The organism is uncultured Cellulomonas sp., assembly GCF_947494015.1.
Taxonomy (GTDB): domain Bacteria; phylum Actinomycetota; class Actinomycetes; order Actinomycetales; family Cellulomonadaceae; genus Pengzhenrongella.
In genome coordinates this window covers 150,880-164,883 of record NZ_CANLTL010000003.1, presented here as the reverse complement: position 1 = coordinate 164,883, position 14,004 = coordinate 150,880, and the positions used below count along the sequence as shown (strand labels likewise).

Here is a 14,004-nt window from a genome sequence, read left to right as displayed (position 1 = left end):
GATCACCGCCATGTCATCCACACCCCGGTCCGGCTCCCCGCGCCGCCGCGGCTTCGCCGACCTGCCCGTAGCCGTCAAGCTGACCGCTGCCGTCGGCGCGCTGGCCCTCGTCGCCGTGCTGGTGTCGGTCCTCTCCGTCGCACGCCTGAGCCAGCTGGCGGACGACGCCCAGGAGATCTACGACGACAGCGTCGCGCCGCTCAGCGCGCTCACCGAGATCCAGCGCAGCTTCCAGGGCGACCGGGCGCGACACCTGCAGTACGCAGCCGCCGACGCCGAGTACCGCGCCGTCCTGCTGGACGAGCTGAGGACTCGCCAGGGCGACCTGCGGGCGCTGCTCGAGGAGTACGCCCCGATGGCGAGCGGTGAGGCCGGGATGGCGGAGCTCCAAGCGGGGCTCGACGACTACTACACGACCGCCACGCAGCAGGTCCTGCCCGCCGCCGACTCGGGGGACATGGCGCTGTACACCTCGCTCGCCACCGAGCTGCGCACGCAGCAGACGACCGCCGTCCTCGACGTCATGAAGGCGGAGACGGACGCTCACCTGGCCGAGGCCCAGGCCATGACCACCGCCGCCGACACGGCGACGTCGGACGCCATCCGCGTCATCGTCATCGCGGTAGGTCTCGGGCTGCTGGTGGCCACCGCGCTCAGCGTCGTGGTCAGCCGCCGCATCGTGCGCAACCTCGCCCGTGTGCAGCACGCGCTGGACGGACTCGCGGACGGCGACCTCACGGTGGACGCCGACATCGACTCGCGCGACGAGGTCGGTCGCATGGCGGCGTCGCTCGCGGCCGCACAGGTGAGCCTGCGGGAGGTCATGAGGCAGGTCGTGGAGTCCTCGCAGACGGTCGCGGCCGCGGCCGAGGAGCTCTCGGCGTCGTCCAACCAGGTCGCGACCGGCTCCGAGGAGACGTCGGCGCAGGCTGGTGTCGTCGCCTCCGCCGCCGAGCAGGTCTCCCGCAACGTGCAGGCGGTGGCCGCCGGCGCGGAGGAGATGAGCACGTCGATCCGCGAGATCGCGCAGAGCTCCTCGGAGGCGGCGCAGGTTGCAGCACGGGCCACCCAGATGGCGCTCACCACGAACGACACCGTGGCCAAGCTCGGGGTCTCGTCGAGCGAGATCGGCCAGGTCATCAAGGCGATCAACTCGATCGCCGAGCAGACGAACCTCCTCGCGCTCAACGCGACCATCGAGGCGGCGCGGGCGGGCGAGGCCGGCAAGGGCTTCGCGGTGGTCGCGGGCGAGGTCAAGGAGCTCGCACAGGAGACGGCTCGGGCGACCGAGGACATCGCCCGCCGGGTCGAGGCGATCCAGATCGACGCGACCGGCGCGGTGGCCGCGATCGGCGAGATCTCCGCCATCGTCGGCTCCATCAACGACTACCAGCTCACCATCGCCTCGGCGGTCGAGGAGCAGACGGCCACGACCAACGAGATGAGCCGCAGTGTCACCGAGGCCGCGACCGGCTCCGGTGAGATCGCCGCCAACATCACCACCGTGGCCGCCGCGGCCCAGCAGTCGACGGATGTCGTCGCCCAGATGGGCGACGCCGTCGACGAGCTGGCCGGCCTCGCGGCGTCGCTGCGGCGGCGGGTGGAGCAGTTCACCTACTGAGGGCCACGGCGGACGGGAACGCGCCCGGCACCGGGCCGCTGTGCCGAGCGCACCGCCGGCGTCGCCCGCCGTGGGTTGTCGTCGGTGGGCCCGGCCGGTTTCGAACCGGCGACCTCCGCGGTGTAAACGCGGCGCTCTGACCAGCTGAGCTACAGGCCCGACGTGCGGTGGACCAGCCTACCGAGTCGGCGGGCCCTCAGCGGGGGCCGGCCGGAGCCAGCCGGGTGAGCGCCTCGCGGTAGCCGTCGAGCGAGCGCGCCTGCCCGGCGGGGTTGACCACGGCCCAACGCACGACGCCGTCGGCGTCGACGAGGAAGCTGCCGCGCAGGGACCGGCCGCGCGCGTCGTCGAAGACGCCGTAGGCGCTCGCCGCCGCGCCGTGCGGCCAGAAGTCCGACAGCAGGTCGAACGTGTAGCCCTCCTGCTCGCCCCAGGCCCGCAGGGCGTGCACCGGGTCGCACGAGACCACGAGCAGGCGCACCCCGGCGTCGGCGAAGACGGTCAGGTTGTCGCGCAGCTCGCACAGCTCACCGGTGCAGATCCCCGAGAACGCGAACGGGACGAACACCAGCAGCAGCGGCTCGCCGCGCAGCTCGGACAGCCGCACGGGCGAGCCGTGGGTGTCCGTCAGCGTGACGTCGGGAGCCAGGTCACCGGGAGCGGGCACACCGCTGCCGGTGCGCGGGACGGTCAACGACCGCGACCGCGGTTGCCCAGCCGCGTGGCCGACCAGTCCGCCGCGATCGAGAACGTGCTCGTCGCGTGCAGGCCCGCGGTCGTCGCGGCCTCCTCGATCTCGCTGTGGCCCACGTGGCCGGGGCGCCCCGCCTTGAGGGTGAAGACCCAGACCAGACCGGCGTCGTCGAGCACGGTGAGCACGTCGACCAGGGCGTCGGCGAGGTCGCCGTCCCCGTCGCGCCACCACAGCACCACGCCGTCGGTCACGTCGTCGTAGTCCTCGTCGACCAGCTCGGTCCCGGTGGTCGCCTCGATGGCGGCGCGCAGCTCGTCGTCGGTGTCGTCGGACCAGCCGAACTCCTGGATGATCTGACCCGACGTGAACCCGAGCCGGCTCGCTGCCTTGGACCCCGCGTCATCCGTCGGGCTCGCGGTGGAAGCCACGTGCAGTTCCGTTCCCTTCTCGTCGCCGGCGCCCGCACCGCGACCGGTGGGGCGTTCGCACACGCTAGCCCACCTCACCCACGGGGCGTGTGGCAAGCGCCACAGCCGCCGGGGTGTCGTCGACGTCACGCCTGCCCCCGCAGGCTCGGTGTGACTTTCCCTGCCGCCTGGTCCGACAATGGGGGCAACACCGATCGTCGAGGGCGCGAACGCACCAGCGGCGACTGCGGGGATGCACCGGGGCCGACCGGCTTCACGGTGCGGAACAAGGCAAGGAGCACTGGTGGCTTCGTTCGACGAGACAGGACCGCTGATCAACGGTCTGCTCAGCCAGGTCCCGGACATCGATCCGGCGGAGACCAGCGAGTGGCTCGAGTCCCTCGACGGTCTGATCGAGGACAAGGGCGGGCCGCGGGCGCGGTACATGCTGCTCAGCCTGCTCAAGCGGGCGCGGGAGCGGAGCATCGCCGTCCCGGGATCCCTGAACACCCCCTACGTGAACACGATCGGCGTCGACGACGAGCCGTACTTCCCCGGTGACGAGGTCCTCGAGCGCCGCTACCGCTCGTGGATCCGCTGGAACGCCGCCGTCATGGTGACGCGCGCCCAGCGTCCCGAGATCGGCGTCGGCGGGCACATCTCCTCCTACGCGTCGGTGGCGACGCTGTACGAGGTCGGCCTGAACCACTTCTTCCGCGGCAAGGACCACCCCGGTGGCGGGGACCAGGTGTTCTTCCAGGGGCACGCCTCACCCGGGGTGTACGCCCGCGCGTACCTCGAGGGCCGGATGTCCGCCGAGGACCTGGACGGCTTCCGTCAGGAGAAGTCCAAGGAGGGCCACGGCCTGCCGTCCTACCCGCACCCGCGCCTGCTGCCGGACTTCTGGGAGTTCCCGACCGTCTCGATGGGCCTGGGCCCGTCGGGCGCGATCTACCAGGCCTGGACGAACCGCTACCTGCACCTGCGCGGCATCAAGGACACGTCCCAGCAGCACGTGTGGGCGTTCCTCGGCGACGGCGAGATGGACGAGCCGGAGAGCCGCGGCATGCTGCAGCTCGCGGCGAACCAGCAGCTGGACAACCTCACCTTCGTCGTCAACTGCAACCTGCAGCGCCTCGACGGCCCGGTCCGGGGCAACGGCAAGATCATCCAGGAGCTCGAGGCGCAGTTCCGCGGCGCAGGCTGGAACGTCATCAAGGTCGTGTGGGGCCGCGAGTGGGACGCGCTGCTGCAGGCGGACAAGGACCGCGCGCTGGTCAACCTGATGAACATCACCCCGGACGGTGACTTCCAGACCTACCGGGCCGAGAGCGGCGGCTTCATCCGGGAGAACTTCTTCGGGCGCGACCCGCGCACCAAGCAGCTCGTGGACAAGATGTCGGACGACGAGATCTGGGCGCTCAAGCGCGGCGGGCACGACTACCGCAAGCTGTACGCGGCCTACTCCGCCGCCATGGCGCACACCGGCCAGCCGACCGTGATCCTGGCCCACACCATCAAGGGCTACGGGCTCGGCTCGGGCTTCGCCGGGCGCAACTCGACCCACCAGATGAAGAAGCTCAAGTCCGACGACCTCAAGACGCTGCGGGACTCGCTGCACATCCCGATCACCGACGAGCAGATCGACGAGAACCCGTACGTCCCGCCGTACTTCCACCCCGGCCCGGACGCCCCGGAGATCCAGTACATGCTCGAGCGCCGGCGCAAGCTCGGTGGCTTCGTGCCGGAACGGCGCACCGAGCACACCGCGCTGACCCTGCCGGGCGACAAGGCGTACGAGCTGCTGGCCAAGGGCTCGGGCCATCAGGAGGTCGCCACGACCATGGCGCTGGTGCGCCTGTTCAAGGACCTGGTCAAGGACAAGGAGTTCGGCCACCGGATCGTGCCGATCATCCCCGACGAGGCCCGCACGTTCGGCCTGGACTCGATCTTCCCGTCGGCCAAGATCTTCAACACCCAGGGTCAGAACTACCTCGCCGTCGACCGCGAGCTGATGCTGTCGTACAAGGAGTCCGAGGCCGGGCAGATCATGCACACCGGCATCAACGAGGCCGGGTCGGCGTCCGCGTTCCAGGCGGTCGGCACGTCGTACGCCACGCACGGCGAGCCGCTCATCCCGTTCTACTTCTACTACTCGATGTTCGGCTTCCAGCGGACCGGGGACCAGTTCTGGGCGGCCGGCGACCAGATGGCCCGCGGCTTCCTCATCGGCGCCACCGCCGGCCGCACCACGCTGACCGGTGAGGGGCTGCAGCACGCCGACGGCCACTCCCCGCTGCTGGCGCAGACCATGCCGCACGTCGTGCACTACGACGCGGCGTACGGCTACGAGCTGCGCCACATCGTCCGCGACGGCATCCAGCGGATGTACGGCAACGACGACCGGGACCCCAACGTGCTGTACTACCTGACCGTCTACAACGAGCCGATGGTGCAGCCGGCCGAGCCGGAGGGCGTGGACGTCGAGGGCATCCTGCGCGGCATCTACCGCGTCGCCGAGGCCGAGGGTGACGGTCCCCGTGCCCAGATCCTGGCGTCCGGGGTCGCGGTGCCGTGGGCGCTCGAGGCCCGCCAGCTGCTCGCCGACGACTGGGGCGTGCGCGCCGCGGTCTGGTCGGTCACCAGCTGGAACGAGCTGCGCCGTGACGGCGTCGCCGTCGAGGAGCACAACTTCCTCAACCCCGGCGAGGAGGCGCGCCAGGCGTACCTGACCCGAGCGCTCCAGGGGGCCGAGGGACCGTTCGTCGCCACGACGGACTACGACCACCTGGTCGCCGACCAGGTGCGGCAGTGGGTCCCGGGCCGGTACGCGACGCTGGGCGCCGACGGCTTCGGGTTCTCCGACACGCGCGCCGCGGCTCGCCGGTTCTTCAAGATCGACGGCCCGTCGACGGCGGTCCGGGTGCTCCAGCAGCTCGCGGCCGAGGGTGCCGTCGACGCCGGTGCGCCGGCGCAGGCGATCGAGCGGTACCGGCTGCACGACGTGAACGCCGGGACCTCGGGCACCGTGGGCGGCGACGCCTGACCGCCCCCGCCCGACGACGAGGGCCCCGTCACCGGATGTCCGGTGACGGGGCCCTCCTCGTGGTGCAGGGTGCCGGTCGCGTGCAGGACCGGCGACGCGGGGCGCGCCGGGTGGCCTAGGCGCCGGTCGTCTGCGACTCCGCGCGGGTGACCAGCGCGTCCAGCTCGGACTTCAGGTCCGCGATCGAGCGCTGGTCGGGGTACATGTCCAGGGACCGCAGGTGCTGGCGTGCCTCGAACGCGCGGTCGGCCTCGATCGCGGCGCGGACCAGGTGGGCACCGACCGCGGGGGTGTGCTCGCGCGGGCGCCAGTGACCGACGCCGAGCCCGAGGGCCTCGACCGGCTGACCTGCGTCGCGCAGGACGGCCAGGCCCTCGGCGAGCGCCTCACCGGTCGTGTCCCGCTCGGCCGCGGTCAGCAGGCGCCGCATCGCACCGTCGTGGTCGTCGTGCACCGACAGGCGCGCGAGCTCCACGAGCGGGTACCAGGCGCGCGGGTGCCCGGCCAGCTCCTCCCCGAGGGACCAGACCGCGAGGTCCGCGGCCCGCTGCTTCTCGTTCTCGTCGTGCGGGGCGCTCAGCGGGTCGCCGTCCACCGCGCTCTCGGCCGCACGGCGGCGGACGATCTCCGCCAGGGCCTGGAAGGCGCGCACGTTGTTGGGGTCGTCGCTCAACATCGAGCGCAGGGCGTCCTCGTGCAGCGTGTCGCCACGGCGAGCGGCCGACGTCGGCCGGCGCGCGCCGACCTTCGACGCCGACGACGGACGTCTCATGAGCTGGCGTAGTCGGGGGAGCAGAGCCATGCTGAGACCATAGCCGCTCGGCCCTCCGCCCACCCTGCCAGCGCGGGGATGGAGGCGTCGTCGGACACCATGCTGCGGCGTGCGCTTTGTCGACTCCCCACAACGGCTCGCTCTATGCTCGGCGGATGATCTCTCACCCCACGCCCGGGGCCGACACGCTGCGACGCGTCCGGGACGGCAACGGCCTGCTCACCGCGGCGGCGCTGCGGCGGCTGGACGAGGACCTGCCGTGGTACCGGGCGCTGCCGGCCGAGGACCGGTCCTGGGTGGGTCTGGTCGCCCAGGCGGGCATCCGGGCGTTCATCTCCTGGTACGGCCAGGCAGCCGGGCCGGCGCGCGGTGTCGGTGAGATCTTCTCCGCCGCCCCGCCGGAGCTGACCCGGTCGATCTCCCTGCAGCAGACGCTCCAGCTCGTGCGGGTCGCGGTCGACGTGGTCGAGGAGAACAGCGACCAGCTCGCCGCACCGGGTGACGAGCGGGACCTGCGCGAGGCGGTGCTGCGCTACTCCCGCGAGGTCGCGTTCTCCGCGGCGGAGGTCTACGCCCGGGCGGCCGAGGTGCGCGGCGCCTGGGACGCACGCCTGGAGGCCCTGGTCGTCGACGCGCTCGTCCGCGGGGAGATCGACGACTCGCTGCGGTCCCGGGTGGCCGCGCTGGGGTGGTCGGGGCGGGGGTCGACCCTCGTCCTGGTGGGCACGTCCAGCTCGCCGCTGGACGACGTGCGTGCGGCGGACCTGCGCCGGGCCACCCGCCGCGCCGCCGACGACGCCCTGGTCGGCATCCAGGGCGAGCGGCTCGTGGTCTTCCTCGGCGGCGAGGGTGACCTGCGCGCGGCCGCCACCACCCTGCTCCCCCGCTTCGGGCCGGGACCGGTCGTGATCGGCCCGCTGGTCGAGGGCCTGGACGCGTCGGCACGCTCCGCGCGCGCCGCCCTGGCCGGACTGCTCGCCGCCCCTGCCTGGGAGCAGGCCCCGCGGCCGGTCGCCGCGGACGACCTGCTGCCCGAGCGCGTGCTCACCGGGGACGTCACCGCCCGACGCACCCTGGTGGAGCAGGCGTACCGCCCGCTGCTGGCCAGCACCGGCTCGCTGCTCGAGACGCTGTCGGCGTACCTGGGCAGCGGCCGGTCGCTCGAGGCCGCCGCCCGCACCCTGTACGTGCACCCCAACACCGTGCGCTACCGGCTGCGCAAGGTGTCCGAGTCCACCGGCTGGGACCCCCTGGACCCCCGTGAGTCGTACGTGCTGCAGACCGCGCTGGCGCTCGGTCGCCTCGAGGGCGCGTTGTAGCGTCCGGACAAACCGGCTCCGGATCCTTCGTGCGGGTCGTGAGCCGGGCCCGGGGCCGGCGTTCGGCACAGTGGACAGGTGCTCGTCGTCGCCTGCCCCGGCCAGGGTGCCCAGTCCCCCGGCATGCTCGTCCCGTGGCTCGAGCTCGAGGGGGCGCGTCCCCTGCTCGAGCGGTGGTCCGACGTCGTCGGGCAGGACCTGGTGACGCACGGGACGACGTCGGACGCCGACACGATCCGGGACACCGCCGTCGCCCAGCCGCTGCTGGTGGCCACCGCACTGCTGACCTTCCGCGCACTCCTCGCCGGACCGGGCGTCTCGCTGCTCGACGTCGACCCCGCCGGCAGGCCGCCGCAGGGCGCCGTCGACGTCGTCGCCGGGCACTCGGTGGGCGAGCTCGGGGCGGCCGCCGTCGCCGGCGTGCTCACCGAGGACGAGGCGCTGCGCCTGGTCGCCGTCCGTGGGGCCGCGATGGCGCGGGCCGCGGCCGTCACGCCGACCGGCATGAGCGCACTGCTCGGCGGTGACCCGCAGGCGGTGCTCGACCGGCTCGCCGAGCTGGGACTGACCGCCGCCAACGTCAACGGCGCGGGCCAGGTCGTGGCCGCCGGCGACCTCGGCTCCCTCGCGACGCTCGCCGCCGACCCGCCGGCCCGCGCGCGGGTGGTGCCGCTGCAGGTCGCGGGCGCCTTCCACACCACCTACATGGCGGCAGCCGTGGACGAGCTCGCCGCCGCCGCGCGCGGGACGGTACCGGCCGACCCGCGCGTGAGGCTGCTGACGAACGCGGACGGGACCGAGGTGACCTCCGGTGCGCAGGCCCTGGACCGGCTGGTCGCGCAGGTGGCCAACCCGGTCCGCTGGGACCTGTGCCAGACCACGATGCAGGACCTCGGCGTCACGGGGCTCGTCGAGCTCGCGCCCGCGGGCGTGCTGACCGGGTTGGCCCGACGTACCCTGCCGGGGGTCGAGACGCATCCCGTCAAGACCCCGACGGACCTCGACGCGGCGCGTGACCTCGTGCGCCGCCACGCCGGGACCCCCGGTACGCCCGACTCCAGGAGGAACCCGTCGTGACGCGACCGACCCTGACCCAGGCCACCGGACCTGCGCACACCCGGATCCTGGGGCTGGGCGCCGTCCGGGGCGAGCTCACCGTCCCCAACGACGACCTCGTGGGGCCCATCGACTCCTCCGACGAGTGGATCCGGCAGCGGACCGGCATCGTCACCCGCCGCCGCGCGGCCGAGGGTACCGACGTGCTGGACCTGGCCGAGGCCGCCGCGAACGACGCGATCAAGGCCGCCGGGCTGACCGGGGCGGACATCGACGCGGTGCTGCTGTCCACGGTGACCTACTTCCACCAGACCCCGGCGGGGGCGGCGATCATCGCCGACCGGATCGGCGCGACCCCGGCCGCCGCGTGGGACATCTCGGCCGCCTGCGCCGGCTACTGCTACGGCATCGCCCAGGCCGACGCGCTGGTGCGGGCCGGGACGGCGCGCAACGTGCTGGTGATCGGCGCCGAGAAGATGAGCGAGTTCGTCGACCCGACCGACCGCAGCATCTCGTTCCTGCTCGGTGACGGCGCGGGCGCCGTCGTCGTGGGGGCGTCCGACACCCCGGGCATCGGCCCGACGGTGTGGGGGTCGGACGGCGCGCAGGCGCAGGCCATCCGCCAGACCCACTCCTGGCTCGACGTGCGCGACACCGACGCCGGCTGGCCGACCCTGCGCCAGGAGGGCCCGACGGTCTTCAAGTGGGCCGGGTTCCAGATGGCGCCGATCGCGTCCCAGGCCATGGCCGCGGCCGGCGTCGAGCCCGAGCAGATCGAGGCCTTCATCCCGCACCAGGCCAACATGCGGATCATCGACCAGATGATCAAGCAGCTGAAGCTGCCCGAGTCCGTCGTGATCGGTCGCGACATCGCCGACACCGGCAACACGTCCGCGGCGTCCATCCCGCTGGCCGCCGAGCGGCTGCTGCGGGAGGGTCAGGTGCCCAGCGGCGCCCTCGCGCTGCAGATCGGCTTCGGTGCCGGGCTGGTCTACGCGGCGCAGGTCGTCGTCCTGCCCTGACAGACTCGGCTCCGTCCACGACCCAGGCATCACCCGACACACAAGGAGACACCCCCATGGCGTACAGCGAGCAGGAGATCCAGGCCGGACTGGCCGAGATCGTCAGCGAGGAGACCGGTCTGCCGACCGACTCCGTCCTGCCCGAGAAGTCCTTCACCGACGACCTCGACATCGACTCCCTGTCGATGATGACGATCGTCACGCTCGCGGAGGAGAAGTTCTCCGTGCGCATCCCCGACGACGAGGTCAAGAACCTCACGACGGTCGGCGACGCCGTCTCCTACATCTCCGGCGCCCAGTCCGCCTGAGACCGCACGCCCGTACGACCCGGGGCGGGCGCCCGCCGACCGGCGGGCGCCCGCCCCGGGACCTCACCACCGCCCAGGAGCCCCAGCCATGAGCACCGCACCCGACGTCGTGATCACCGGTCTCGGCGCGACGACACCGCTCGGCGGTGACGTCCCGAGCACGTGGGAGGCCGCACTCGCGGGACGGTCGGGCATCCGCACGCTCGACAACGACTGGGCCGAGACCTACGGCATCCCGGTGTCCTTCGCCGGCTCCGTCGCCGTCCCCGCGTCCGAGGTGCTGTCCCGGCCCGAGACCAAGCGCATGGACCCGTCGGCGCAGTACGCGCTGATCGCGGCCCGCCAGGCGTGGGCCGACGCCGGCTCCCCCGAGGTCGACGGCGAGCGCCTGGGCGCCGTGGTCGCGTCCGGCATCGGCGGCATCTGGACCATGCTGGACGGCTGGGACACCGTCCGGGAGAAGGGCGCCCGCCGCGTCCTGCCCATGACGGTCCCCATGCTCATGCCCAACTCCCCCGCCGCGAACGTGTCCATCGAGTTCGGCGCCCGCGCAGGCGTGCACGCGCCGGTCTCGGCGTGCGCCTCGGGCGCCGAGGCGATCGCCTACGGCGTGCAGATGATCCGCTCCGGACGCGCCGACGTCGTGATCGCCGGCGGCACCGAGGCCGCCGTCCACCCCATGCCGATCTCCGCGTTCGCCGCCATGAAGGCGCTGTCGACCCGCAACGACGACCCGGCCGGCGCCTCGCGGCCCTACGACGTGACCCGGGACGGGTTCGTGCTCAGCGAGGGGTCCGGCGTCGTGGTGCTCGAGAGCGCCGACCACGCCCGGGCACGTGGCGCCCGGGTGTACGGCCGCGTCGCCGGCCTCGGCATGAGCGGCGACGCGCACCACATCGCCGCACCCGAGCCGACCGGGGTCGGCCAGACCGCCGCGATGCAGCGCGCCATGGCCGACGCGGACGTCAGCGCCCGCGACGTGGTCCACATCAACGCCCACGCGACGTCCACGTCGGTCGGCGACCTGATCGAGGTCCGCGGCATCCGCGCGGTGCTGGGCGGCGACGCCGACCACGTGCGGCTGTCCGCGACCAAGTCGATGACCGGCCACCTGCTGGGCGCGGCGGGCGCGCTGGAGACGATCTTCAGCGTGCTGGCCCTGCGGGACCGCACCGCGCCGCCCACCATCAACGTCACCCAGCCCGACCCCGAGCTGGACCTGGACCTCGTCCGGGACACCGCACGCGAGCTGCCGCAGGGACAGCTCGCCGCGATCAACAACTCGTTCGGCTTCGGCGGGCACAACGTGGCGCTGGTGGTCACGAACGTCTGAGGCCACGACCACTGACGGCCCCGCACCGGTGCTCGGTGCGGGGCCGTCTTCGTGGGCGGGCCTCCGTGCGTGCGGGGCGTCCGTGCGTGCGGGCCGTCCGTGCGTGCGGGGCGTCCGTCCCGGCGGAGGCGTCGGTCCGGCGCCGACCGCCGACGGGTCAGCCGACCCGGTGCAGCCAGCGGACCGGCGCTCCGGCGCCGGCGTAGCGGAACGGCTCGAGCTCGTCGTCCCACGCCTGCCCGAGGGCGAGGTTGAGCTCGACCTGGAGCCGCGCCGGGTCCGCCCCGTGCTGCAACGCCGCGCGGATCCGGTCCTCCGGGACCACGACGTTGCCGTGCACGTCGGTGGCGGCGTGGAAGATCCCGAGCTCGGGCGTGTGGCTCCACCGCGACCCGTCGGTGCCGTGGCTGGCCTCCTCGGTCACCTCGTAGCGCAGGTGCGCCCAGCCGCGCAGGGCAGACGTCAGGCGCGCGCCGGTGCCCTGGGGGCCCTGCCACGAGTGCTCGGCACGGAACATGCCGGGCGCCGCGGGCTGCTCGGTCCAGTCCAGGGACAGGCGCGCCCCCACCACGCTGCCTGCCGCCCACTCGACGTGCGGGCACAGCGCGCGCGGCGACGAGTGCACGAAAAGTACGCCGCGGGTGATGGCACCAGCCATGTCGGTCCTCCTGTCGGGTCGAGGTTCGTCTTCCCCAACGACCTCAGCCCCGTGACGGGAGGTGTGCACACATCTGCGGCGTGCTGCCGTCATCATGCCCTACGCCGTGGCGCAGGACCAACGCCTACAGCTGCTCGCGGATCGCGCGCATCGCCTTCTTGCGCACGGACCGCTCCAGCCGGTCCAGGTACAGCATGCCGTCCAGGTGGTCGACCTCGTGCTGCAGGCAGCGTGCCATCAGCTCGGTGCCCTGCACGACGACCTCGCCGCCGTCCAGGTCGGTGCCGACCACGCGGGCGTACCAGGCACGCTCGGTCGGGTACCAGAGCCCCGGCACCGAGAGGCAGCCCTCGTCACCGTCCTGGTAGTCGTCCGACAGCTCCACGATCCGGGGGTTGAGGACGTAGCCGACCTCGTCGTCGATGTTCCAGGAGAAGGCCCGCAGGTTGACGCCGATCTGGTTGGCGGCGAGCCCGGCCCGGCCCTCGTGGTCGACCGTCTCCAGGAGGTCGTCCACCAGGGACCGCACCCGGTCGTCGACCACCGTGATCGGCTCGCACGGGGTGCGCAGCACCGGATCGCCGACGGTGCGGATCTCTCTCATCGCCATGGCGTCGATCCTGCCATGCACGCGGGGCGTCGCCCGGCCGGGCCGCCGTCGGCGCCAGGTGGTACGGGCGGCGCCGGATGGTGCGGGCGCCGGGCGGCGTCGCGGCCGCGCGCGGATCGGCGACGCCGGCCGGGCACGGTGGCCCGCGACCGGCCGGCGGTGCCGGCGACGTGCCGACCGGGTGCCGGGGAGGCGCCCGATCAGGCCTGCGGCGGTCGCTGCTCCGGCACGCCGCCGAGCAGCTGGCGGACCTCGTCCTCGTGGAACCGGCGGTGCCCGCCGAGGGTGCGGATGGCGGAGATCTTGCCCGCCTTCGCCCAGCGCGTGACCGTCTTGGGATCCACGCGGAACAGCGTGGCCACCTCCGACGGCGTGAGGAGCGCCCCGGAGCCCTGCGGCTCCGCGCTCGGGGGCGGGCTGACTGACGTGACCATGGTGATGACCTCTCGTGTCGTTCGGTGGCTCGGCTGGCCCGACGGGCCCCGTGGCTTTGCGTCCCCACCTCGCGGCGGGTTTGCCGTGTCGCTGACGTCGTCATGATCGGCAGAAGGGGACATTTGTTCAATGACCGACGCACCCGGACATCCCGGAAGCCCGATCTCGTGGCGCCCGTCACACCCGGACGGGTGATCCCGCCTGCGTCGGGTGGTCGGCGGGCCGGATCACCGAAGTCGTGGCTCCGGGGGCTTGGGGAACAGGCAAAGAGCGGCCTAAGATCGAACCAACGTCCAGGCGCGAGCGGGGCGGGCGGGAAACCGCCGACCGAGGGCGCCTCACCCTGTGCGGGTGAGGTGCCCTCTCCACTCCGGCAGCGACGTCGGGCCGGCGCCGCCGGGGGCGAGCGCGGTTCCTCCCCAGCGGGCCGGGTGCGTCCACCCCGTCCCCGGAGCACGACCCGTGGACGACCTCAGCCGGTACCCTGGCGGGACGGGCCAGTAGCTCAGCCGGTCAGAGCAGCGGACTCATAATCCGTGGGTCGTGGGTTCAAGCCCCACCTGGCCCACCGACGTTCACCCAGGTCACGGCGCCGAAAGGTCGGTTCACCGAGTCGCGCCGGAGGGGCTCCAGAGGCGGTCTGGTCCGCATCTGGTCCGCATCCTGCGGAGTTTGCGCCGGTGGCCGTCGGCCACCTCGGCGGCACGCCATCAGTTGCGCAGG

At 73.1% G+C, this 14,004-nt stretch carries 13 protein-coding genes, 2 tRNA genes and 1 riboswitch; of the genes, 8 read left to right on the top strand and 7 right to left on the bottom strand.

Features of this window, described 5'->3' with window-relative positions:
• Positions 1-10: 10 nt before the first annotated feature.
• Complete coding sequence (locus Q0840_RS04395; RefSeq protein ID WP_298456837.1) at positions 11-1,621, top strand: methyl-accepting chemotaxis protein; 1,611 nt, start codon at positions 11-13, stop codon at positions 1,619-1,621.
• Positions 1,622-1,706: 85 nt separating this feature from the next.
• Here Q0840_RS04395 and Q0840_RS04390 read toward each other — a convergent pair.
• The 3 genes from Q0840_RS04390 to Q0840_RS04380 all read right to left on the bottom strand — a co-directional run bounded on the left by Q0840_RS04390 (position 1,707) and on the right by Q0840_RS04380 (position 2,743).
• Positions 1,707-1,780: transfer RNA gene (locus tag Q0840_RS04390), tRNA-Val, on the bottom strand.
• A 37-nt stretch (positions 1,781-1,817) separates the two neighbouring features.
• The gene (locus Q0840_RS04385; RefSeq protein ID WP_298456835.1) at positions 1,818-2,315 is read right to left on the bottom strand and encodes a peroxiredoxin; all 498 of its coding nucleotides are present in this window, start codon (positions 2,313-2,315) and stop codon (positions 1,818-1,820) included.
• The gene (locus Q0840_RS04380) at positions 2,312-2,743 is read right to left on the bottom strand and encodes a DUF3052 domain-containing protein (protein WP_298456833.1); all 432 of its coding nucleotides are present in this window, start codon (positions 2,741-2,743) and stop codon (positions 2,312-2,314) included. The genes Q0840_RS04385 and Q0840_RS04380 overlap by 4 nt, the downstream gene beginning before the upstream one ends.
• A gap of 283 nt (positions 2,744-3,026) precedes the next feature.
• On the opposite strand from Q0840_RS04380, the gene aceE reads away from it, so the two are divergent.
• Positions 3,027-5,768: a pyruvate dehydrogenase (acetyl-transferring), homodimeric type gene (aceE, locus tag Q0840_RS04375; RefSeq protein WP_298456831.1), complete on the top strand. Its 2,742-nt coding sequence runs from the start codon at positions 3,027-3,029 to the stop codon at positions 5,766-5,768.
• Between the two features lie 115 nt (positions 5,769-5,883).
• On the opposite strand, the gene Q0840_RS04370 is transcribed toward aceE, so the two are convergent.
• Positions 5,884-6,570, bottom strand: a complete 687-nt coding sequence (locus tag Q0840_RS04370; RefSeq protein WP_298456829.1) for a hypothetical protein — start codon at positions 6,568-6,570, stop codon at positions 5,884-5,886.
• Between the two features lie 125 nt (positions 6,571-6,695).
• Here Q0840_RS04370 and Q0840_RS04365 point away from each other — a divergent pair, with 125 nt between their 5' ends.
• The 5 genes from Q0840_RS04365 (at position 6,696) to fabF (ending at position 11,578) form a co-directional block, all read left to right on the top strand.
• Positions 6,696-7,859: a CdaR family transcriptional regulator gene (locus Q0840_RS04365; protein WP_298456827.1), complete on the top strand. Its 1,164-nt coding sequence runs from the start codon at positions 6,696-6,698 to the stop codon at positions 7,857-7,859.
• A 78-nt stretch (positions 7,860-7,937) separates the two neighbouring features.
• On the top strand, positions 7,938-8,936 hold the full coding sequence (locus Q0840_RS04360; protein ID WP_298456825.1) for an ACP S-malonyltransferase: 999 nt from the start codon (positions 7,938-7,940) through the stop codon (positions 8,934-8,936).
• A complete protein-coding gene (locus Q0840_RS04355; protein ID WP_298456823.1) occupies positions 8,933-9,937 on the top strand; it encodes a beta-ketoacyl-ACP synthase III in 1,005 nt (334 codons plus the stop codon). The genes Q0840_RS04360 and Q0840_RS04355 overlap by 4 nt, the downstream gene beginning before the upstream one ends.
• A gap of 56 nt (positions 9,938-9,993) precedes the next feature.
• Positions 9,994-10,245: an acyl carrier protein gene (locus tag Q0840_RS04350; RefSeq protein WP_298456821.1), complete on the top strand. Its 252-nt coding sequence runs from the start codon at positions 9,994-9,996 to the stop codon at positions 10,243-10,245.
• Positions 10,246-10,333: 88 nt separating this feature from the next.
• Positions 10,334-11,578, top strand: a complete 1,245-nt coding sequence (gene fabF / locus Q0840_RS04345) for a beta-ketoacyl-ACP synthase II (RefSeq protein ID WP_298456820.1) — start codon at positions 10,334-10,336, stop codon at positions 11,576-11,578.
• A gap of 157 nt (positions 11,579-11,735) precedes the next feature.
• Here fabF and Q0840_RS04340 read toward each other — a convergent pair whose 3' ends face one another.
• The 3 genes from Q0840_RS04340 to Q0840_RS04330 all read right to left on the bottom strand — a co-directional run bounded on the left by Q0840_RS04340 (position 11,736) and on the right by Q0840_RS04330 (position 13,280).
• Positions 11,736-12,236 carry a DUF3145 domain-containing protein gene (locus Q0840_RS04340; RefSeq protein ID WP_298456819.1) on the bottom strand — a complete coding sequence of 167 codons (501 nt, stop codon included), beginning with the start codon at positions 12,234-12,236 and terminating at the stop codon, positions 11,736-11,738.
• Between the two features lie 124 nt (positions 12,237-12,360).
• Positions 12,361-12,846: a peptide deformylase gene (gene def / locus Q0840_RS04335; RefSeq protein WP_298456817.1), complete on the bottom strand. Its 486-nt coding sequence runs from the start codon at positions 12,844-12,846 to the stop codon at positions 12,361-12,363.
• 200 nt (positions 12,847-13,046) lie between these two features.
• Positions 13,047-13,280: a BldC family transcriptional regulator gene (locus Q0840_RS04330; RefSeq protein WP_298456815.1), complete on the bottom strand. Its 234-nt coding sequence runs from the start codon at positions 13,278-13,280 to the stop codon at positions 13,047-13,049.
• A gap of 20 nt (positions 13,281-13,300) precedes the next feature.
• Positions 13,301-13,375, bottom strand: a riboswitch (cyclic di-GMP riboswitch).
• Between the two features lie 400 nt (positions 13,376-13,775).
• Between Q0840_RS04330 and Q0840_RS04325 the strand changes: the two genes are divergently transcribed.
• Positions 13,776-13,849, top strand: a tRNA-Ile gene (locus tag Q0840_RS04325).
• Positions 13,850-14,004: the final 155 nt, after the last annotated feature.

Bases quoted from the DNA above. Each gene is read 5' to 3' on its own strand.
- Q0840_RS04395 (WP_298456837.1), top strand. From the start codon at position 11: ATGTCATCCACACCCCGGTCCGGCTCCCCGCGCCGCCGCGGCTTCGCC.
- Q0840_RS04370 (WP_298456829.1), bottom strand. From the start codon at position 6,570: ATGGCTCTGCTCCCCCGACTACGCCAGCTCATGAGACGTCCGTCGTCG.
- Q0840_RS04365 (WP_298456827.1), top strand. From the start codon at position 6,696: ATGATCTCTCACCCCACGCCCGGGGCCGACACGCTGCGACGCGTCCGG.
- Q0840_RS04350 (WP_298456821.1), top strand. From the start codon at position 9,994: ATGGCGTACAGCGAGCAGGAGATCCAGGCCGGACTGGCCGAGATCGTC.
- fabF (WP_298456820.1), top strand. From the start codon at position 10,334: ATGAGCACCGCACCCGACGTCGTGATCACCGGTCTCGGCGCGACGACA.
- Q0840_RS04340 (WP_298456819.1), bottom strand. From the start codon at position 12,236: ATGGCTGGTGCCATCACCCGCGGCGTACTTTTCGTGCACTCGTCGCCG.
- def (WP_298456817.1), bottom strand. From the start codon at position 12,846: ATGGCGATGAGAGAGATCCGCACCGTCGGCGATCCGGTGCTGCGCACC.
- Q0840_RS04330 (WP_298456815.1), bottom strand. From the start codon at position 13,280: ATGGTCACGTCAGTCAGCCCGCCCCCGAGCGCGGAGCCGCAGGGCTCC.